Here is a 15,162-nt window from a genome sequence, read left to right on the forward strand (position 1 = left end):
CCCATCATGCTATCGCGGCGTTACCGAGGTAACGACGCTGCCTTCGGTTCCAGTACGAAATTCAAAGGCTATTCCCTCACCGACACTGACCTGTTCGAGGATTTGCGCGTCGGCTTCGAAGGTCATGGTCATCGCGGGCCATCCGATACTTTCGACCGGACCGTGCTCGATGGTCACGGTGCCCGCCCCGGGATCGATGTCTGTTACCGTTCCCTCCGCGCTGGCGCTCTGCTCGCCGCCGGTCTCCTCCGCCATCGGCATTTCGCCTGACATGGGCATACTGTCCGAGTTCGCCATCTCGTCAGACATCATGGTCCCGGTGCTGTCGTCTGCAGCGTCGCAAGCTGCAAGCGCCAGCGGTGCCGCGAGCAGGATCATGTAGGTTGGGGTACGCATTCTTCTTCTCCTTGAGGGTTCGCCGGTTTTTCCGGACGGGGACGCCGCAACAACAGATAAGCGGCGGGAAGCAGGAACATGGACAGGAGCGGGGCGGTGATCATGCCGCCGACCATCGGCGCGGCGATGCGGCTCATGACTTCCGAGCCCGCGCCGGTGCCGATCAGGATCGGAAAGAGACCCGCAAGGATGACTGCGACGGTCATCGCCTTGGGCCGCACGCGCAGGAGCGCGCCTTCCCGGATGGCCTCGTCCACTTCTTCGGCGCCCAGGTCAGCTTGCCGTCGCTCCAGTGCGGCTTTCAGGTAAATCAGCATCACCACGCCGAATTCGGCGGAGACACCGGCAAGCGCGATGAAGCCGACCGCAGTCGCCACCGACTGGTTGTAGCCCATCAGATAGAGCAACCAGTATCCGCCCGTCAGCGCGAAGGGCAGCGTGCCCATGATCAGCAAGGCTTCGTCCCAGCGCCGGAAAATGAGATAGAGCAGCAGGAAGATGATCGCGAGCGTCGCGGGAACCACGATCTTCAGTCGCTCATAGGCGCGCGTCAGATATTCGAACTGGCCCGCATAGGACAGGCTGACGCCGGGAGGCAGATCGACGCCCGTGGCGACGGCCTCCTGCAGATCGGCGACCACCGAGGTAAGATCGCGGCCACGGACATCGACATAGATGTAGCTGGTCAGACGACCCTGCTCGCTCTTGAGCATCGGCGGACCGTCGCTGACGGCGATACGGGCGACAGTGCCGAGCGTAATCTGTTGGCCGGACGGCGTCAGAACCGGCAGGGCCCTGAGTTCATCGACGCTGTCCCTGATTTCGCGGGGATAGCGCACATTGATCGGATAGCGCGCCAGCCCCTCGACGGTCCGTGCGACATTGGCGCCGCCTATTGCACCAGAGACGATCTGCTGGATGTCGGCAATGTTAAGTCCGTATCGCGCGGCCGCCATCCGGTCGCTATCGACATCGACATAGCGACCGCCCGACAGCCGCTCGGCCAGCGCGGAACTCACGCCAGGCACGGTCTTGGCGATACGCTCCACATCGAGTGCAACGCGTTCCAGTTGATCGAGATCGTCGCCTGACACCTTGACCCCGATCGGGCTCTTGATTCCGGTCGCGAGCATGTCGATCCGGTTGCGGATCGGCGGCACCCAGACATTGGCGAGGCCCGGCACCTGGACGACCCGGTCGAGTTCCTCGACCAGCAGATCGGGCGTCATTCCCTCGCGCCATTCTTCGCGGGGCTTGAAGCGGATCGTCGTTTCGAACATCGTCAGGGGAGCCGGATCCGTCGCCGTATCGGCGCGCCCCGCTTTACCGAACACCGTTTCCACTTCCGGGACCGACTTGATCAGGCGATCGGTGCGCTGCAGCAGCGCCGACGCCTCGCCGGGGGAAAGGCCGGGCAATGCACTCGGCATATAAAGCAAATCGCCTTCATCGAGCGGCGGGAGGAACTCGCCGCCAAGCCGGGTGAAGGGGATCGCGGTGGTCAGAAAGATCAGCGCCGCGATCGCCAGCGTTGCCTTGGGGCGCCGCATGACCCAGTCGAGCCCCGGACGATAGATTTTCGTCAGCCAGCGGTTTAGAAAATTGGAATCTTCCGAAGGGATCTTCCCACGGATCAGCCAACCCATCATCACCGGCACCAGCGTTACCGAAAGAATGGCCGCGGCAGCCATCGCATAGGTCTTGGTGAAAGCAAGCGGTGCAAATAACCGCCCTTCCTGCGCCTGCAGGGTAAAGACCGGTAGGAACGACAGCGTAATGATCAGCAGGCTGAAGAACAGCGCCGGTCCCACTTCCTTCGATGCATCGGCGATGATCCGCCAGCGTTCCTTCACCGCGAGCACGGTATCGGGATTCTCGTGTTCCCATCGCTCGAGATGCTTGTGCGCGTTCTCAATCATGACGACGGCGGCATCGACCATCGCACCGACCGCAATGGCTATTCCACCCAGCGACATGATGTTGGCATTGACGCCCTGAAAGCGCATCACGATGAAGGCCGCGAGCACGCCCAAAGGCAGGGTGATGATGGCGACAAGTGCCGAACGCGCGTGCCAGAGGAACAGCGCGCATACGAGCGCCACGACGATAAACTCTTCGATGAGCTTCGTGGTGAGGTTTTCTATAGACGCATCAATGAGCTGAGAGCGATCGTAGGTCGTGACGATCTCGACGCCTTCGGGAAGGCTTGCCTGCAAGTCGTCGAGTTTCTGTTCGACGGCCTGTATGGCGCTTCTTGCATCCGCACCCTGACGCAGAACGATGATGCCGCCGGCAACCTCGCCTTCGCCATTGAGCTCGGCGATGCCTCGGCGCAGTTCGGGTCCGACCTGGATCGTCGCTACGTCGCCCAGCGTGACCGGGACACCGCCACTCGCAGTGCGTAGTGGAATTTGCCGAAAATCATCGAGGTCGCCGAGATAGCCAGAAGCGCGGACCATATATTCGGCTTCGCCCATCTCGACGATCGAGCCGCCCGCTTCCTGGTTGGCGGACTGGATTGCGCTCACGATCTCGGCGTGAGTCACGCCGAGCGATGCCATCCGGTAAGGCTCGAGAACGACTTGGTATTGCTTGACCATGCCGCCGACGCTGGCGACCTCGGCAATGCCGGGGATCGTCTTGAGCTCATAGCGCAGGAACCAGTCCTGCAGGCTGCGCAGTCCTGCAAGGTCGTGCCCGCCGCTGCGATCGACCAGCGCATATTCGTAGATCCACCCCACACCGGTTGCATCGGGACCAAGCGTGCTCGTGACGCCATCGGGCAGGCGGTTCTGCACTTGGTTGAGATATTCGAGCACGCGCGAGCGGGCCCAGTAGAGGTCGGTTCCGTCCTCGAAGATGATATAGACATAGCTGTCACCGAACATCGAATAGCCACGGACGGTTTTCGCCCCCGGCACCGAGAGCATGGTCGTTGCCAGGGGATAGGTGACCTGGTCCTCGACGATCCGGGGGGCCTGACCCGGATAGTTTGACCGGACCACAACCTGCACATCGGACAGATCGGGCAACGCGTCGACCGGCGTCGTGCGCACCGCCCAGAAACCGGCCAGCGTTACCGCGACGGCGGCGAGAACGATAAACAGGCGGTTGGCGATCGAGGCATCGATTATCCGAGCAATCATTGTCCGGCCCTCGTGATAGACTCGATCCGGGGGCCGGCATCCTCCTGGGTGAAGGTGAAGCGCACCCTGTCTCCCGTCTCGAGCCCGCGCATTTGCGCCGCGCTCTTCGTGCGGAAGGTCATGGTCATCGCGGGCCAATCGAGCCGGGGCACAGGACCATGCCGCAGCGTCACCGAACCATCGGCGATCGACTGGATCGTGCCGGTGGCACCGAAGGTCGCTGGTTCGTCCTCGCCGCCGGTGGAAGCGTCATCTGCCTGATCGACCGGACGGACGTCCAGTCCGGTGAGGCTTGCTTCGGAATCGAGCAGGAACTGACCCGATGTTACGACCTGCTCGCCTGCCGACAGACCGGCCAACACTTCGCTCCTTCCACCCGCTTCGCGGCCGATCCGGACCTCGGCGGGCATGAAACCGCCCTCGTCCTGCTTCACCATCACGATGGTTCGACGTCCGGTCCTGATAACCGCTTCGGAGGGGACCAGCAGCGCGCGGCGTGTGTCCGGGGTCAGCGAGACCTGTGCGAACATGCCCGGCTTGAGGCGCCCGGATGCATTGGGCAGTTGCGCACGAACGGTGATCGTACGGCTTGCATCCTGCGCGCTCGGCAGGATAGCGATGATGGGCCCGGAGAAGCGTTCCTCGGGGAATGCGGTCAGCGTCGCGCTGACAGGTTGCCCGACGCGGACAGTCGCCGCCTGCCTTTCAGGCACCGCGGCTTCGAGCCAGATCGGTGAGAAACCGGTTATCTCGGCGAGCGTCTGTCCGGCCATGACTGTCATTCCCGGACGCACGCCGAGCGATGTGATGGCACCTCCAATCGGCGCGGTAACGGTGATCGTGGACTGCGGACGTCCATTGCGCCCTACCGATGAGATCAGGCCTGGAGGCATGCCCAAAAGGCGCATGCGTTCGCGCATGGCCTGCGCAAGTTCTTCATCACCGCTGTTCAGGACGGCCAGATACTCCTGCTGCGCTCCGCCCCATTCGGGAACCAGGATATCCGCGAGCGGCGCGCCCCGTCCAACGACATCGTCGGGCGCGCGGCCGTAGGTTCTTTGTACATAGCCTCCGGCACGTGGCTGGACGATCGCGACGTCGCGTTCATTGTAGGCCAGAACGCCTGTGACGGTTATTTCCGGCTCGAGGACGCCGTACTCGGCTTCAGTGGTGCGGATGCCGAAATTCTGCACCAGGCCGGGATCTATCCTGACGCCTGCAGTGGCCTCCTCGCCCGCGCACTTGGGCACCAGCTGCATATCCATGAAGGGCGACTTGCCCGGCTCGTCGAAGTGCTGCCCCGGCACCATCGGGTCGTACCAGTAAAGGACCTCCTCGCATTCGGTCGCACTGCCGCCCGCGTCGCTTGCACCACCCTGGCCTTCGCCGAGCTGCGAGAGACCATAGCCGGCGGCAAGACTGATGAGCGCGACCGTGCCTGCCATCATCCAGGATTTCTGGCGCGGCGACAGCCTGTCCCACGCGGCTCCCATTGCGGGTCTCATCGGCCATACTCCCCATAAGTCAGTCGCAGGTTCGCGGCGGCCTCGACGGACGCCTCTTCGCGTTGCAGAATTTCCACCCGCAGCATGGCGAGCGTTTTGATGGCGTCGATGATGTCGAGCAGATCCGCGCGGCCTGCGGCAAAGCTCGCGCGTTCGAGGTCCACGCGGCTTTCGGCAAGAGGGAGCAGTTCGTCCGTCGCGCGCTGCCATTGTCGATAAGCGCTGCGCCATGCGGCGAGATCGGTCTCGAACTGGGCTTCGAGTTCACGGAGCCGGTCTGCTCTGGCCGACTGCGCCGCCGCCGCCTCGGCGTCGGCGGCGGCTACACGCGGGTTTTGGCGCCGGTCGGCGAAAATCGGGAGCGTGATCGAACCCATCACCGAGACGACATCGCCAAAGTCGGGATCGCGCCTTCCATAGCTCACATTGACGCCGAAATCCGGACGCCTTTCCGATCGGGCAAGATCACTTCGCGCTTCCGCTTGACGAACCTGCGCAAGCGCCACGACAAGCTCCGGATTGCTTTGGAGCATGGCCCGCAAACCTTCGGGATCGAGATCGGCCGAAGGGATGGTTCCGGTCGCGGTAGCGTTCGGCAGAGCCGTATAGCGCGACAGCATGGCCTGAGCGGTCTCTCGGTCGGCTTCGATCCTGGTCCGCATGTCTTCGACTTCGAGCACGGCACGGCGTACTTCCAGACTTTCGGCGGGTCTGGCCGAACCGGCGGCGACAGAACTGCGCGCGAGTGGTACGAGCCTCTCGATTTCAGCAAGTGCATCGTCGGCGACGGTCAGAGCCCGTTGGGCATAAGCCAACGAAATCCATGCCATTCCTGCTCCCACGCGCACCCTGTAACTTGTTTGACGCAACTGTGCTGCGGCAAGGTCGATGTCGGCCTCCGCCATTCCGAACCGGGCCCGACGTTTCGCGAGATTGGGGATCTCCTGTTCGATACCGACTTGGATCTGCGTTGGGAGCTGGCGATTCAGCTCGAACGCAGCCGGCCCGCTTACCGGCAGGTTCTGGATGCTCGCGCGAAGCCGCGGATCGGGCAATTCATCGGCAGCGTCGGCGATCTCGCGCCGGGCGTCCAGTCTTAGCTCGCTTGTTCGAACCTGGGGCTGGTCGCTCGTTGCTGCTCGCAAAGCTTCCTCATAGCCCACCGACTGGGCATTACTCGCCGGCGCGAGGGCCAGCAGGACCGGAAGCGCGGTCCAGCTTATTCGTTTCATGATCGTTCATCCGCAAAAGGAGCGCGTCAGACACGCGTTCCGGATCACCGGCCCGCGTCGAGCGCAGGCCGTTCATCCAGAGGCAGGAGCGCGCAGGCTTGAGCCTGCACACGGGTCATGCCGGAAGTTGCGGAGGTGGCGGCTCTGGCCCTAGTCCTGTGGCTGCGAGCGAATTGGAGACTAATCTGCTGAACTGAGAAGCCTGCGCCGGTATTTCACCAACCAGGGTCGCATCACCCCCTGGAACGAGGGGCGGGATGCAGCCGAATGCCACGAGACAATCCAGCCGAAGGTTCTTGCAAGGCACGCCGTCATGATCGTCCATGGAAGCTGCGCCCGCCATCATCTCCATCTCGGCGCAGGCCGGTTTGCCTGCATCGACCGCCTGCGGCAGGGCAGATGCATGCGCTGCCGACTGGACGAACAGCCCGCAGGCGATCAGTAGCAGTCCAAGGGTGCGCAAGACTCGCATAAAAAAGGCGTAAAGCTTTGAAGAGCGCAAGACAAGGACCTCGCATCGGGTGCGATGGTTCATCACGACGCGTGCTGCCAGGCACCCATCGAGCCCAGATATATATCGAGCTTTTCGAATCCTTTGCTTTGCAGCCAGCCCGCCGCCACACTCGCACGCATGCCACTGGCACACATGACGGAATAGGCGCGTTCGCGATCGAGCTCGGCGAAGCGGGAATTGAGTTCGCCCACGTAGATGTGTTCCGATCCCTCGATCGCGCTGCTGCGCCGCTCATCGAGGTCACGCACGTCAAGCAAGGTCCAGTTGTCGCGCTTGCGCTCGAGACGATCCTGAACCTCGCTCGTCCCGATCATCGGAAGGTTCGCCATGTCCATTCCTTGCGCTGCAGCCGGGACGATACCGACATAGCCGCCGTCGATCGAGTCGAGCCCGATCCTCACAAGGTGTGTCATGGCCGAAGCCAGCTGGTCTTCCGCCGATCCGACGAGGGCGATTGTTTCACCCTCCCTGATGAACCAGCCCGCAAACGCCGAGATCATGCCGACCGGAAGGCATATCGAACCAGGCAGATGCCCGCTTGCGTATGCAAGCGGATCCCGTACGTCGACGACATGATCGGGGTCGATTTCGCGAATGTCCGAGAGCATGAGACATTTTGGTCGCAAAATCCGTGGCGCAGGAGATGTTCCCTCGACATTCAGGCGCTCCATCAGCCTGAAATAGGGCGGTTGGTAATGATGCTCGGCGAGCTTGGCCTCGATAAATTCCTCGCGATGGGCGATCTGGAGCCGGGGATTGTTGCGACGTTCGTGGCCTATGGTCGAGAATTCCCGGTCCGCCATTCCCGAACCGCAGACCGAGCCTGCTCCATGCGCGGGGTAAATGATCGTCTGGTCACCCAGACCGCAAATCTTCTGCAGTGAATCGTACAGGAGGCCCGCGACCTCCCGCGCGCGCTCGGGATAGAAATCGGTCCGTCCGACGTCGCCAACGAAGAGCGCATCGCCGGTGAACACGCCGATCGGTCCTTCGGGAAAATCGTCGTCATGGAGGACGAAGGCGAGATGATCGTCGGTGTGACCGGGAGTTTCGAGCACCGAAATCCGCAACTTCCCGATCTCGAAAACGTCGCCCTCTCGCGCGGTGTCGGCGAAAACAATCTCGTCCGCAGGGTTTGGACCGTGCAGAACGCGGGCACCGGTCATTTTGGCCAATACCGGCGATCCCGTGATGAGATCCTCATTCCTGTGCGTTTCGAAGATATGCGTGATCTCCAGCCCTTCGGCGCGGGCACGCTCGACATAAATCTCGCAGTCCCGGCGCGGATCGATGACCGCTGCCTTGCCCTGCGAACCAATCAGATAGGAAAGGTGGGAGAGGCCGGGGGTCTTTATCTTCTCGAGCAGCATGTTTTGCCTCGTTGTTGGAGTGTTTCCGTGAGACCGCGTCGATCTAGTCGATCCCGAGTTCGGCTTTGAGTGCCGAGACATTCTCGAAGCGGTCTGCTTCTGGCCGGGCGATAGCGGGCTTGGCGTTGACCCAGGTGTTCTCACAGACGAATTCGAGCATGGCTGCCGCGAGGTCGGCGTGCCGGCAACGAAAGCAACCCTCGGCAAGACGCTCGTCGGTAATGACGGCTTCACCCGTATAGGGTTCGTCGAGGAGCCAGCCCGGTCGCGCAGACGTCCAATTCAGGCCTTTCGCGCGCTCCAGAAGATCTTCCATGGCGCGCATCTGTTCGAGAATATTGTGCAAGGCTGGTCTTGCCGTGAGCTCGAACCATGCAGGAACGCTGGGCTGCGGCTCTACAAACGCCGCCGATATCACGACGATCCGGGAAATGCCGGTCGTCGACATCGCTTCCACCAGCTTGCGGGTTCCCTCCGTATAAAGCGGAGGCGGATCGATCGCCGTAGATGGACTAAACCCTATACCGAGTGCGGAAATAACAGCACGGCAACCTTCGAGCTCGCTGCGGAAGTCGTCACTGAGTACATCGCACTGGAGGTACTCGACATTGTCGGCCCGGTCCGATGGTTCGGGCAAGGTGTGCTCGAACGCTCGTACCGCGATGCCCTTGCGGACCGCATGGCGCAATATTTCCGTGCCGGTCTTTCCTCCGGCACCGAAGACCGCAAGGGGGGCTGCATCGCTCACAGGCTCAGCTTCCACTGTAGCACCTCATTATAAATTCGGCCGCGCGTGCCGGGCCGATCATGATCATGGAGCAGGCACCGACGGAAGCCGGCGCCCGCTCGCTCGTGTTCACGCTTCGCTGTTGCCGCAGGTCGTGTACCCCCAGAACCCGAACTCGTCCTTCATCCGGGGGCCGGCGACGATGAGCTCCTGCATTTGCAGGCCCGCGTCTCCTTCGTCATCGAGAAGGCGCGTACGGATACGAAGCTCACCATTCGCATACTCACCCGAGGCGCTTGCCGTGACGGGGATCAGTTTGCCATTGATCTTGATCGCCCCGCGACCGCTGTTGTCGTAGACGAATGACGGGAACGCGACCTCGGTCAGGCGGAACTGGCACGTGTTCTCGGCTCCCAGCGCGGCGAGGTCCGCGTCGCTCATGGTCTCGGGCAGCATGAGGCCGGGGCTGAGATTGGCAAGAGCGCTCGCAGCGCTCTCTATCGGAGCTGCCGTTGCCGGAGGATCGAGCTGTGCTTCGCGGTCATTACCGATCGCGGTGTTGGTATTGCAGGCCGCCAGCGGAAGGGCTGCAAGAGTCAGAAGTGCGATCTTGTTCATTGCTGCATCTCCTCGGGCAGGCGTTCTTCGGTGCGCGGGCCGTTCTCCTCGATGTCCTGGATGAGGTATTTCATCTCGGCGATCTCACGCCGCTGCGCGACGATGATGGCCTGAGCAAGTTCGCGGACACGCGGATCCTTCAGGCTCGCCCTTTCGCTGGTCATGATCGCGATCGAGTGGTGCGGAATCATTGCGGCCATGTATTCGGTGTCGTCGACCGTGGTCTGGCTGCGTACGAGCCATAGCGCGAGTGCGAAGACGACGGCTCCGACACCCAGGATGATGAAATTCTTGGTCCGGTCCTTGTACATGCCCCACATGAAGAGCAGCATGACCACCATCATCATCGCGCCCATGACGAACATCATCCAGAAGCGCGTCTCGCTCCAGAACACGTCGTCCATGTCGAAGCTGTTGGCATACATCAGGAAGAACATGATCACGGTCGAGGTCGATACCATGGCCATGAATCGCCAGTAGTTGCCGCCCCCTCCCTTATCCGAGTGGGATGTGCTTTCAGTCATGCGTTTTCTCCTTCCTTCATCATGGTCCAGAACAATTGTGCCGAGCAGCTGATGAGCGCGAAGCCGGTCAAAGCTTCGACGCCGGCAATGACGCGCAGGTGCTCGGTCGGGTAGATGTCGCCGAGCCCCAGTGTGGTCACGTTGATCAGCGAGAAATAGAAATAGTCCATCGCACTCATCGCCGGCGTCTTGTCGAACCCGCCGAGGCCCAGCTCCGCGCCCAGCCAGAAACCGCCAGCGAAGAGCGTCGCGACAAGCAGGTGCGATGCCAGGACGAGAAGCGCGACCCCAAGCTTGGCAGAGAAATTTCGGCGTGCGTCGAGCATGCGATGCCCTGCGCCGAGAATCGAAAGATGCGCGCCGACCGAAGCCAGAAAAAGTGCAATGGCGAGCACAAGTGCGGCGATCATCTATAATCTCCATCGTGAGTGGCAGGCATTTCACGAAGCGCGGGATTTCGACGGAGATAGAACCATTCGGCTCCGAACACTGCGACGATACCTGCGACCGCATAGGCGACGACCGCAGGGTCGGTTTCGAGCTTGGCGAGGGCAAAAGCTGTCAGGACTACGCCGTCTGCCACCAGGGCCGACCAAAGGATCCAGGCGCGCGCGCCTATCTCTTCCCGCAAACCGCGCAGCACGCCCCAATGCACGAGCATGTCCATTACGAGATAGAAGAACGCTCCGAGCGAGGCGATCCGCGAAAGATCGAACAGGACCGCGAGCGTGCCTGCGACAACAACGGTATAGACCAACATGTGACTGCGGATCGGTCCGCTCATGCCAAAATGGCTATGCGGGATCATCTTCATCTCGGTCAGCATCGTCAGCATTCGCGAAACGGCGAAAACGCTGGCGATGACACCCGAGGTCGTGGCTGCGATCGCGATTGCCACTGTGAAATAGAAGCCAAGCTCTCCGAGCGCGGGGCGCGCAGCCGCCGCAAGCGAATAATCGCGCGCCTCAGCTATTTCTGACGTGCTGAGGCTGGCACCGACCGCCACCGCGACAAGGAGGTAGACGACCACGCATATTGCGATCGAGATGATTATGGTTCGACCGACATTCCGGTGCGGATTGATGATTTCACCGCCACTGTTGGTGATGGTGGTGAAACCTTTGAAAGCAAGGATCGAGAAGGCGACCGACGCGAGCAGCGCGTCGAGGCCCGAAAGCGCGACCGGCTCTGAGAAGGCACCGTCCGAAAATCCGCTGGCCCAGATCGCCGCAATCGCGAACAGGGCGATGCCGCCGATCTTGATCGCCGACATAATGAGCGAAAATCCGCTGACCGATTTGTTGCCGGCGGCATTCACGAAATAGGCGAAGACGATGAGCGCCAGTGCCGCGACGGAAACCAGAATGCCGCTGCTCTCGAGCCCAAAGGGCCGCAAGGCATAGGTCGCGAAGGTTCGAGCGACCAGGCTTTCGTTGATGACCATCGACAGCGCCATCAGGAGCGATGCCGAGGCTGCCACGACGCCTGGTCCGTAGGCTTTCTGAAGGATCATCGCGATGCCGCCCGAGGAGGGCCAGCGGTTCGACATCTTGATGTAGCTGTAGGCGGCGAGCGAAGTAACCAGCGCGCCGGCAATAAACGAAAGCGGAAATAGCGGTCCAGCCAGTTCGGCAATCTGGCCAGTCAGTGCGAAGATACCGGCGCCGATCATGACGCCGGTTCCCATTGCGACACCGCCAAGCAGCGTTATCGATCCAGCACTCTTCCCATGTTGATCGTCGCCATCTGTCTGCAAGTCTTTCCCCTGTCGATGTCCTCCCGTCCGAGAAACATCACGACAAGCAGTACGTTGCGAAGCGGCTCACCCCTCAAAAAATTTTCTGGCGGGGCATGAGCCATCCTTGGGCTGGCCCCGGAATCGCGTTGAGCTATCGATTTCCGGCGGCGCGCTCTTTCTTCCTGCAGCGATGCCGATGGCGGCGCGTCGAGGCACGGCAGTCCACGCTGAGTGCGCCTAATATTCAGCGCGTCAAATCAGGAAAACCGGGCCTGGAAAAACCGGTGCAGCGGGACCGCGATGAGTGCGATGTACCAGCCGTAGAGAAAACTGCCCACCGCTCCTGCGAGAAATCCCGACAGGGTCAGCCATTCGAACCATGGCAGCAACGGAGCCCAGGCTTGGTGCATGTGAAACCGCTCGGGTGCGAGGCCTCCGAAGGCAATGCATAGGAGGTAGCTGACAAGCAGGAACACGCTGAGCGTCCAGCCCCATGCGAATATCGAGTTCTTGATTGATCCTTTTACCATCGCATTTCTCCCACTTCGTGCGTCCTAAAATTATGCAAACGGAAGGGTCCGGGACCGTCGGGGCAGCCGGCCCCGGACCCAGCGGGATGATCGACAGGCATCTTAGCGCCCGTCCCGGTGTCCCGGGCTTCTGTGTTATTCCCGCGCGATTGTTCTTCAACGAGACATCGCCCTTATTTCTCGCGCGGCCACTGGCGTCAGTTCCTTACAATCACCGATAAGATGCGAAGACGCTCTGTCCGGTCGGACCAAAGGCGATGACCTCATAGGGCTGGATCCGGTCTCCTGCCTCCATGCCGGGAGATCCCAGCGGCATTCCCGGAACCGCAAGGCCGGCAACGCCGGCGGGCCGCTCGCGCAAAAGCTGGTCTACTGCCTCGGCGGGCACGTGACCTTCGATGATGTATCCATCGACCTCCATCGTGTGGCACGACCACAATTCTTCCGGTACGCCGCGCGCGGTCTTGATCGCCGCCATGTCCTTGCTGTCGACCGATGCCACCTTCGTATTCATCCCGTCTTCGACATGGCCTGCCCAATTCAGACAGCACCCACATCCTGGATCCCGGAACATCGTGTAAGTCGCTGCCTGCGCCACGTTTGAACAGGCTGCCAGCACGAGCAGGGCCGCGCCGCTAATCGATCGCCGGAGCAGCGAAGGCTTTTTCAAATTCATTGTGCAATTCCTTTCTTGTATCCGCGCCATAGCGAGATCGTCCCGGTTACCGTCGGGAACCGGTGGAGCAGGCATGGCTCGGTGAAGATTTCGGCGAACAGTTTTTCGACTTCGCCGTCGGCGCTGGGCTGCGTGTCGCTTATGCCGTCAAGCGACTGGACGGTCGCCCGGAAGAGGCTCCGCATGAGTGGGCTATCCTGCTTCATATAATCGGAGATCAACACGGTTCCGCCTGGCACGAGCAAGCTTTCGATGGTTTCCAGGATTGCCTGCTTCTTGCGCAAGGGAACTTGGTGAAGGACGAGGCTGCTGACGATCTTGTTCGGCTGCCACCCTGCGGGCAGCTCGAGGCTTTCGAGAAAGCCTTTATGCCACCTGATCAAATTTGCGATCGCTCCCAGTTTGCGTCGAGAGATCCGCAGGGCTGAAGCATCGGGGTCGACGCCGACGAAATGAGCCTGTGGGCAGTCGCTGAACATGGCTTGCAATAGGCTGCCGGTTCCGCAGCCGACGTCTATGACCCGGTCGCCAGGCGCGAGATGCAAATGCTCGACAATTTGTCGACGCCAGCGCTTTTCGCGTGTTACAAGAGTGATGATCGGGTCGTAGATCGGCGTAAGAAAGCTTTTGCCGAGCAAAGGCGTGAACTCGCTGCTATCCTCTGGCTTAGTGGCGTTGTTCACGACAGATGCCCTTTTTCCTCGTCGTATGTCCCGTTTCTGATTTCCTCACTCTCGATTACGTTCGACTGCTGCCAATCCCTCAAAAAAGAAGTTTAAGGGATTGTGCAGGTGAGCGCGTATAGAACACGTGCAACCCACAGGAGTTTTTCGGATGCGTGACAATCACTCTCTTGATGCGGTGCTCGGAACCCTTTCCGCCACCACCACCAGCGAGGTCCCCGCCGACTTCATGGATGGCGTCTGGCAGCGCGCCGGACAGCTTGGCGAAATCGCCGACCGACGCCGCAGGACGGCTCTGTTCGTCGGTCTGTTCGTCGTCGGGCTTGGAGCTGGCGCCGGAACGAACGGTTGGCCCGGCGGCTATGGCACGTCTTCCGCGTCATTTGGCGAGAGTCTTATCCTCGGCGAACAGCTGTCCCCATCGGCGCTCCTCCATGTGGAGCAATAAGGTTTGAAGACGACGCATATCGTTCTCGCGGTGCTTCTCGCAGCACTTGCAGGATGCCTCGGCGCGATTGCCGCGGATCGCTGGGCCAATCACGAGGCAGGCTCCGGCCTTCACGATTTCGTGCACGACGAGCTCACCCTGACGGCCGACCAGGAGCAGCGTCTCGATGCGCTCGAGGCCCGTTTCGCTGTCGAAAGGGCACGGCTCGAAGGATCGGCGCGCGCAGCCAATGCCCGGCTCGCCCAGGCGATGGAAAATGAGCACGAGTACGGTCCCGAGGTTTCGGCCGCGATCGACGAGGTGCATGCGCGTATGGGCGATCTGCAGAAAGCAACGGTACGGCATGTCTTCGACATGCGTGAAATTCTCGAACCCGAGCAGCAACGCCAGTTCGATCGCAAGGTCTCCGACGCCCTGACCCGCGACCCACGCGACTGAAGCGCCATGTCGGGGGCGGGCGACAATCCGGATGAGGCCCTTGTCTCGCAGGTGAGGGCCGGTAACAAGCGGGCTTTCAGCAAGCTCGTCGAGCATGAAACCGGTCGGCTTCTCGCGCTCGCGACACGCATGCTTTCCTCTCCTTCTCAGGCGGAGGACGTTGTTCAGGACAGCCTCGCTTCGGTGTGGCTGACGCGCCATCGGCTCGATCCGGACAAGCCGATCGGACCCTATCTGACAACCGTCGTCCTCAACCGCTGCCGGGACCGTTTGCGCAGGCGCAAGGTCGCAGGCTTTTTCGGACTGTCGGGTGATGACGAACTCCATTCCATCGCCGACGATTTGCCGGGTCCTGAAGCGTTGGCCGTTTCCAGGGAAGAGCTCAATCTCGTTCAGGCCGAGATCGCGCGAATGCCTGTAAGGCTGCGCGAAGCGCTTGTGCTCGTGACCATCGAGGGGCGTAGCCAGGCCGAGGCGGCCGATCTTCTCGGAACGACCGAAAAGGCGATCGAAACCCGCGTATATCGCGCGCGCAACAGGCTGAAGGAGCGCTTCGAAAAACTTTGAGGGGTTGGCTGGGCGCGCGCGTAAGTAACGGTAAACGCCAAGTCAGGAGC

At 61.4% G+C, this 15,162-nt stretch carries 17 protein-coding genes; 3 read left to right on the plus strand and 14 right to left on the minus strand.

All coding sequences use genetic code 11. The annotated features are described in order from the left end of the window. Positions 1-9 precede the first annotated feature (9 nt). The 14 genes from ACQ450_RS11370 to ACQ450_RS11435 form a co-directional block, all read right to left on the minus strand. Entirely contained in the window at positions 10-396 is a 387-nt protein-coding gene (locus ACQ450_RS11370) for a copper-binding protein (RefSeq protein WP_234029091.1), read from the minus strand. Further along, the gene (locus ACQ450_RS11375; RefSeq protein ID WP_431471218.1) at positions 375-3,542 is read right to left on the minus strand and encodes an efflux RND transporter permease subunit; all 3,168 of its coding nucleotides are present in this window, start codon (positions 3,540-3,542) and stop codon (positions 375-377) included. The genes ACQ450_RS11370 and ACQ450_RS11375 overlap by 22 nt, the downstream gene beginning before the upstream one ends. Further along, positions 3,539-5,035, minus strand: coding sequence for an efflux RND transporter periplasmic adaptor subunit (locus ACQ450_RS11380; RefSeq protein WP_431471219.1), 1,497 nt, complete (start codon positions 5,033-5,035; stop codon positions 3,539-3,541). The genes ACQ450_RS11375 and ACQ450_RS11380 overlap by 4 nt, the downstream gene beginning before the upstream one ends. Positions 5,036-5,043: 8 nt before the next feature. Then, entirely contained in the window at positions 5,044-6,279 is a 1,236-nt protein-coding gene (locus ACQ450_RS11385; RefSeq protein ID WP_123880448.1) for a TolC family protein, read from the minus strand. A 115-nt stretch (positions 6,280-6,394) separates the two neighbouring features. After that, positions 6,395-6,814 carry a hypothetical protein gene (locus ACQ450_RS11390; protein WP_431469347.1) on the minus strand — a complete coding sequence of 140 codons (420 nt, stop codon included), beginning with the start codon at positions 6,812-6,814 and terminating at the stop codon, positions 6,395-6,397. Beyond that, positions 6,814-8,163 (minus strand): MBL fold metallo-hydrolase, encoded by a 1,350-nt coding sequence (locus tag ACQ450_RS11395; RefSeq protein ID WP_221543380.1) that lies wholly within the window; start codon positions 8,161-8,163, stop codon positions 6,814-6,816. Before ACQ450_RS11395 ends, ACQ450_RS11390 begins: the two co-directional genes overlap by 1 nt. Before the next feature lie 43 nt (positions 8,164-8,206). Further along, positions 8,207-8,911, minus strand: a complete 705-nt coding sequence (locus ACQ450_RS11400) for an NAD(P)-dependent oxidoreductase (RefSeq protein ID WP_221543381.1) — start codon at positions 8,909-8,911, stop codon at positions 8,207-8,209. A 108-nt stretch (positions 8,912-9,019) separates the two neighbouring features. After that, positions 9,020-9,508 carry a DUF6692 family protein gene (locus tag ACQ450_RS11405; protein ID WP_221543382.1) on the minus strand — a complete coding sequence of 163 codons (489 nt, stop codon included), beginning with the start codon at positions 9,506-9,508 and terminating at the stop codon, positions 9,020-9,022. Continuing rightward, a complete protein-coding gene (locus ACQ450_RS11410) occupies positions 9,505-10,032 on the minus strand; it encodes a DUF305 domain-containing protein (RefSeq protein WP_181950889.1) in 528 nt (175 codons plus the stop codon). Before ACQ450_RS11410 ends, ACQ450_RS11405 begins: the two co-directional genes overlap by 4 nt. Beyond that, on the minus strand, positions 10,029-10,442 hold the full coding sequence (locus ACQ450_RS11415) for an ion channel (protein WP_431469348.1): 414 nt from the start codon (positions 10,440-10,442) through the stop codon (positions 10,029-10,031). The genes ACQ450_RS11410 and ACQ450_RS11415 overlap by 4 nt, the downstream gene beginning before the upstream one ends. Further along, positions 10,439-11,719, minus strand: coding sequence for an APC family permease (locus tag ACQ450_RS11420; protein WP_431469349.1), 1,281 nt, complete (start codon positions 11,717-11,719; stop codon positions 10,439-10,441). The genes ACQ450_RS11415 and ACQ450_RS11420 overlap by 4 nt, the downstream gene beginning before the upstream one ends. Positions 11,720-12,027: 308 nt before the next feature. Next, a complete protein-coding gene (locus ACQ450_RS11425; protein WP_370190908.1) occupies positions 12,028-12,300 on the minus strand; it encodes a hypothetical protein in 273 nt (90 codons plus the stop codon). 211 nt (positions 12,301-12,511) lie between these two features. Continuing rightward, entirely contained in the window at positions 12,512-12,976 is a 465-nt protein-coding gene (locus ACQ450_RS11430; protein WP_221543386.1) for a DUF411 domain-containing protein, read from the minus strand. After that, complete coding sequence (locus ACQ450_RS11435; protein ID WP_370190877.1) at positions 12,973-13,659, minus strand: class I SAM-dependent methyltransferase; 687 nt, start codon at positions 13,657-13,659, stop codon at positions 12,973-12,975. Before ACQ450_RS11435 ends, ACQ450_RS11430 begins: the two co-directional genes overlap by 4 nt. 151 nt (positions 13,660-13,810) lie before the next feature. Here ACQ450_RS11435 and ACQ450_RS11440 point away from each other — a divergent pair, with 151 nt between their 5' ends. Genes ACQ450_RS11440 through ACQ450_RS11450 form a run of 3 tightly spaced genes read left to right on the plus strand, consistent with a single transcriptional unit; the run spans position 13,811 to position 15,112 of the window. Continuing rightward, a complete protein-coding gene (locus tag ACQ450_RS11440) occupies positions 13,811-14,107 on the plus strand; it encodes a hypothetical protein (RefSeq protein ID WP_221543388.1) in 297 nt (98 codons plus the stop codon). 3 nt (positions 14,108-14,110) lie between these two features. Continuing rightward, complete coding sequence (locus tag ACQ450_RS11445) at positions 14,111-14,545, plus strand: Spy/CpxP family protein refolding chaperone (RefSeq protein WP_008603940.1); 435 nt, start codon at positions 14,111-14,113, stop codon at positions 14,543-14,545. A 6-nt stretch (positions 14,546-14,551) separates the two neighbouring features. Further along, positions 14,552-15,112, plus strand: a complete 561-nt coding sequence (locus ACQ450_RS11450; protein ID WP_054523312.1) for an RNA polymerase sigma factor — start codon at positions 14,552-14,554, stop codon at positions 15,110-15,112. Positions 15,113-15,162 lie beyond the last annotated feature (50 nt).

It is taken from the genome of Sphingosinithalassobacter sp. LHW66-3 (genome assembly GCF_050703275.1).
GTDB lineage: Bacteria > Pseudomonadota > Alphaproteobacteria > Sphingomonadales > Sphingomonadaceae > Sphingomonas.

Bases quoted from the DNA above. Each gene is read 5' to 3' on its own strand.
- ACQ450_RS11370 (WP_234029091.1), bottom strand. From the start codon at position 396: ATGCGTACCCCAACCTACATGATCCTGCTCGCGGCACCGCTGGCGCTT.
- ACQ450_RS11375 (WP_431471218.1), bottom strand. From the start codon at position 3,542: ATGATTGCTCGGATAATCGATGCCTCGATCGCCAACCGCCTGTTTATC.
- ACQ450_RS11380 (WP_431471219.1), bottom strand. From the start codon at position 5,035: ATGGGAGCCGCGTGGGACAGGCTGTCGCCGCGCCAGAAATCCTGGATG.
- ACQ450_RS11385 (WP_123880448.1), bottom strand. From the start codon at position 6,279: ATGAAACGAATAAGCTGGACCGCGCTTCCGGTCCTGCTGGCCCTCGCG.
- ACQ450_RS11390 (WP_431469347.1), bottom strand. From the start codon at position 6,814: ATGAACCATCGCACCCGATGCGAGGTCCTTGTCTTGCGCTCTTCAAAG.
- ACQ450_RS11395 (WP_221543380.1), bottom strand. From the start codon at position 8,163: ATGCTGCTCGAGAAGATAAAGACCCCCGGCCTCTCCCACCTTTCCTAT.
- ACQ450_RS11405 (WP_221543382.1), bottom strand. From the start codon at position 9,508: ATGAACAAGATCGCACTTCTGACTCTTGCAGCCCTTCCGCTGGCGGCC.
- ACQ450_RS11410 (WP_181950889.1), bottom strand. From the start codon at position 10,032: ATGACTGAAAGCACATCCCACTCGGATAAGGGAGGGGGCGGCAACTAC.
- ACQ450_RS11415 (WP_431469348.1), bottom strand. From the start codon at position 10,442: ATGATCGCCGCACTTGTGCTCGCCATTGCACTTTTTCTGGCTTCGGTC.
- ACQ450_RS11420 (WP_431469349.1), bottom strand. From the start codon at position 11,719: ATGGGAACCGGCGTCATGATCGGCGCCGGTATCTTCGCACTGACTGGC.
- ACQ450_RS11425 (WP_370190908.1), bottom strand. From the start codon at position 12,300: ATGGTAAAAGGATCAATCAAGAACTCGATATTCGCATGGGGCTGGACG.
- ACQ450_RS11430 (WP_221543386.1), bottom strand. From the start codon at position 12,976: ATGAATTTGAAAAAGCCTTCGCTGCTCCGGCGATCGATTAGCGGCGCG.
- ACQ450_RS11440 (WP_221543388.1), top strand. From the start codon at position 13,811: ATGCGTGACAATCACTCTCTTGATGCGGTGCTCGGAACCCTTTCCGCC.
- ACQ450_RS11450 (WP_054523312.1), top strand. From the start codon at position 14,552: ATGTCGGGGGCGGGCGACAATCCGGATGAGGCCCTTGTCTCGCAGGTG.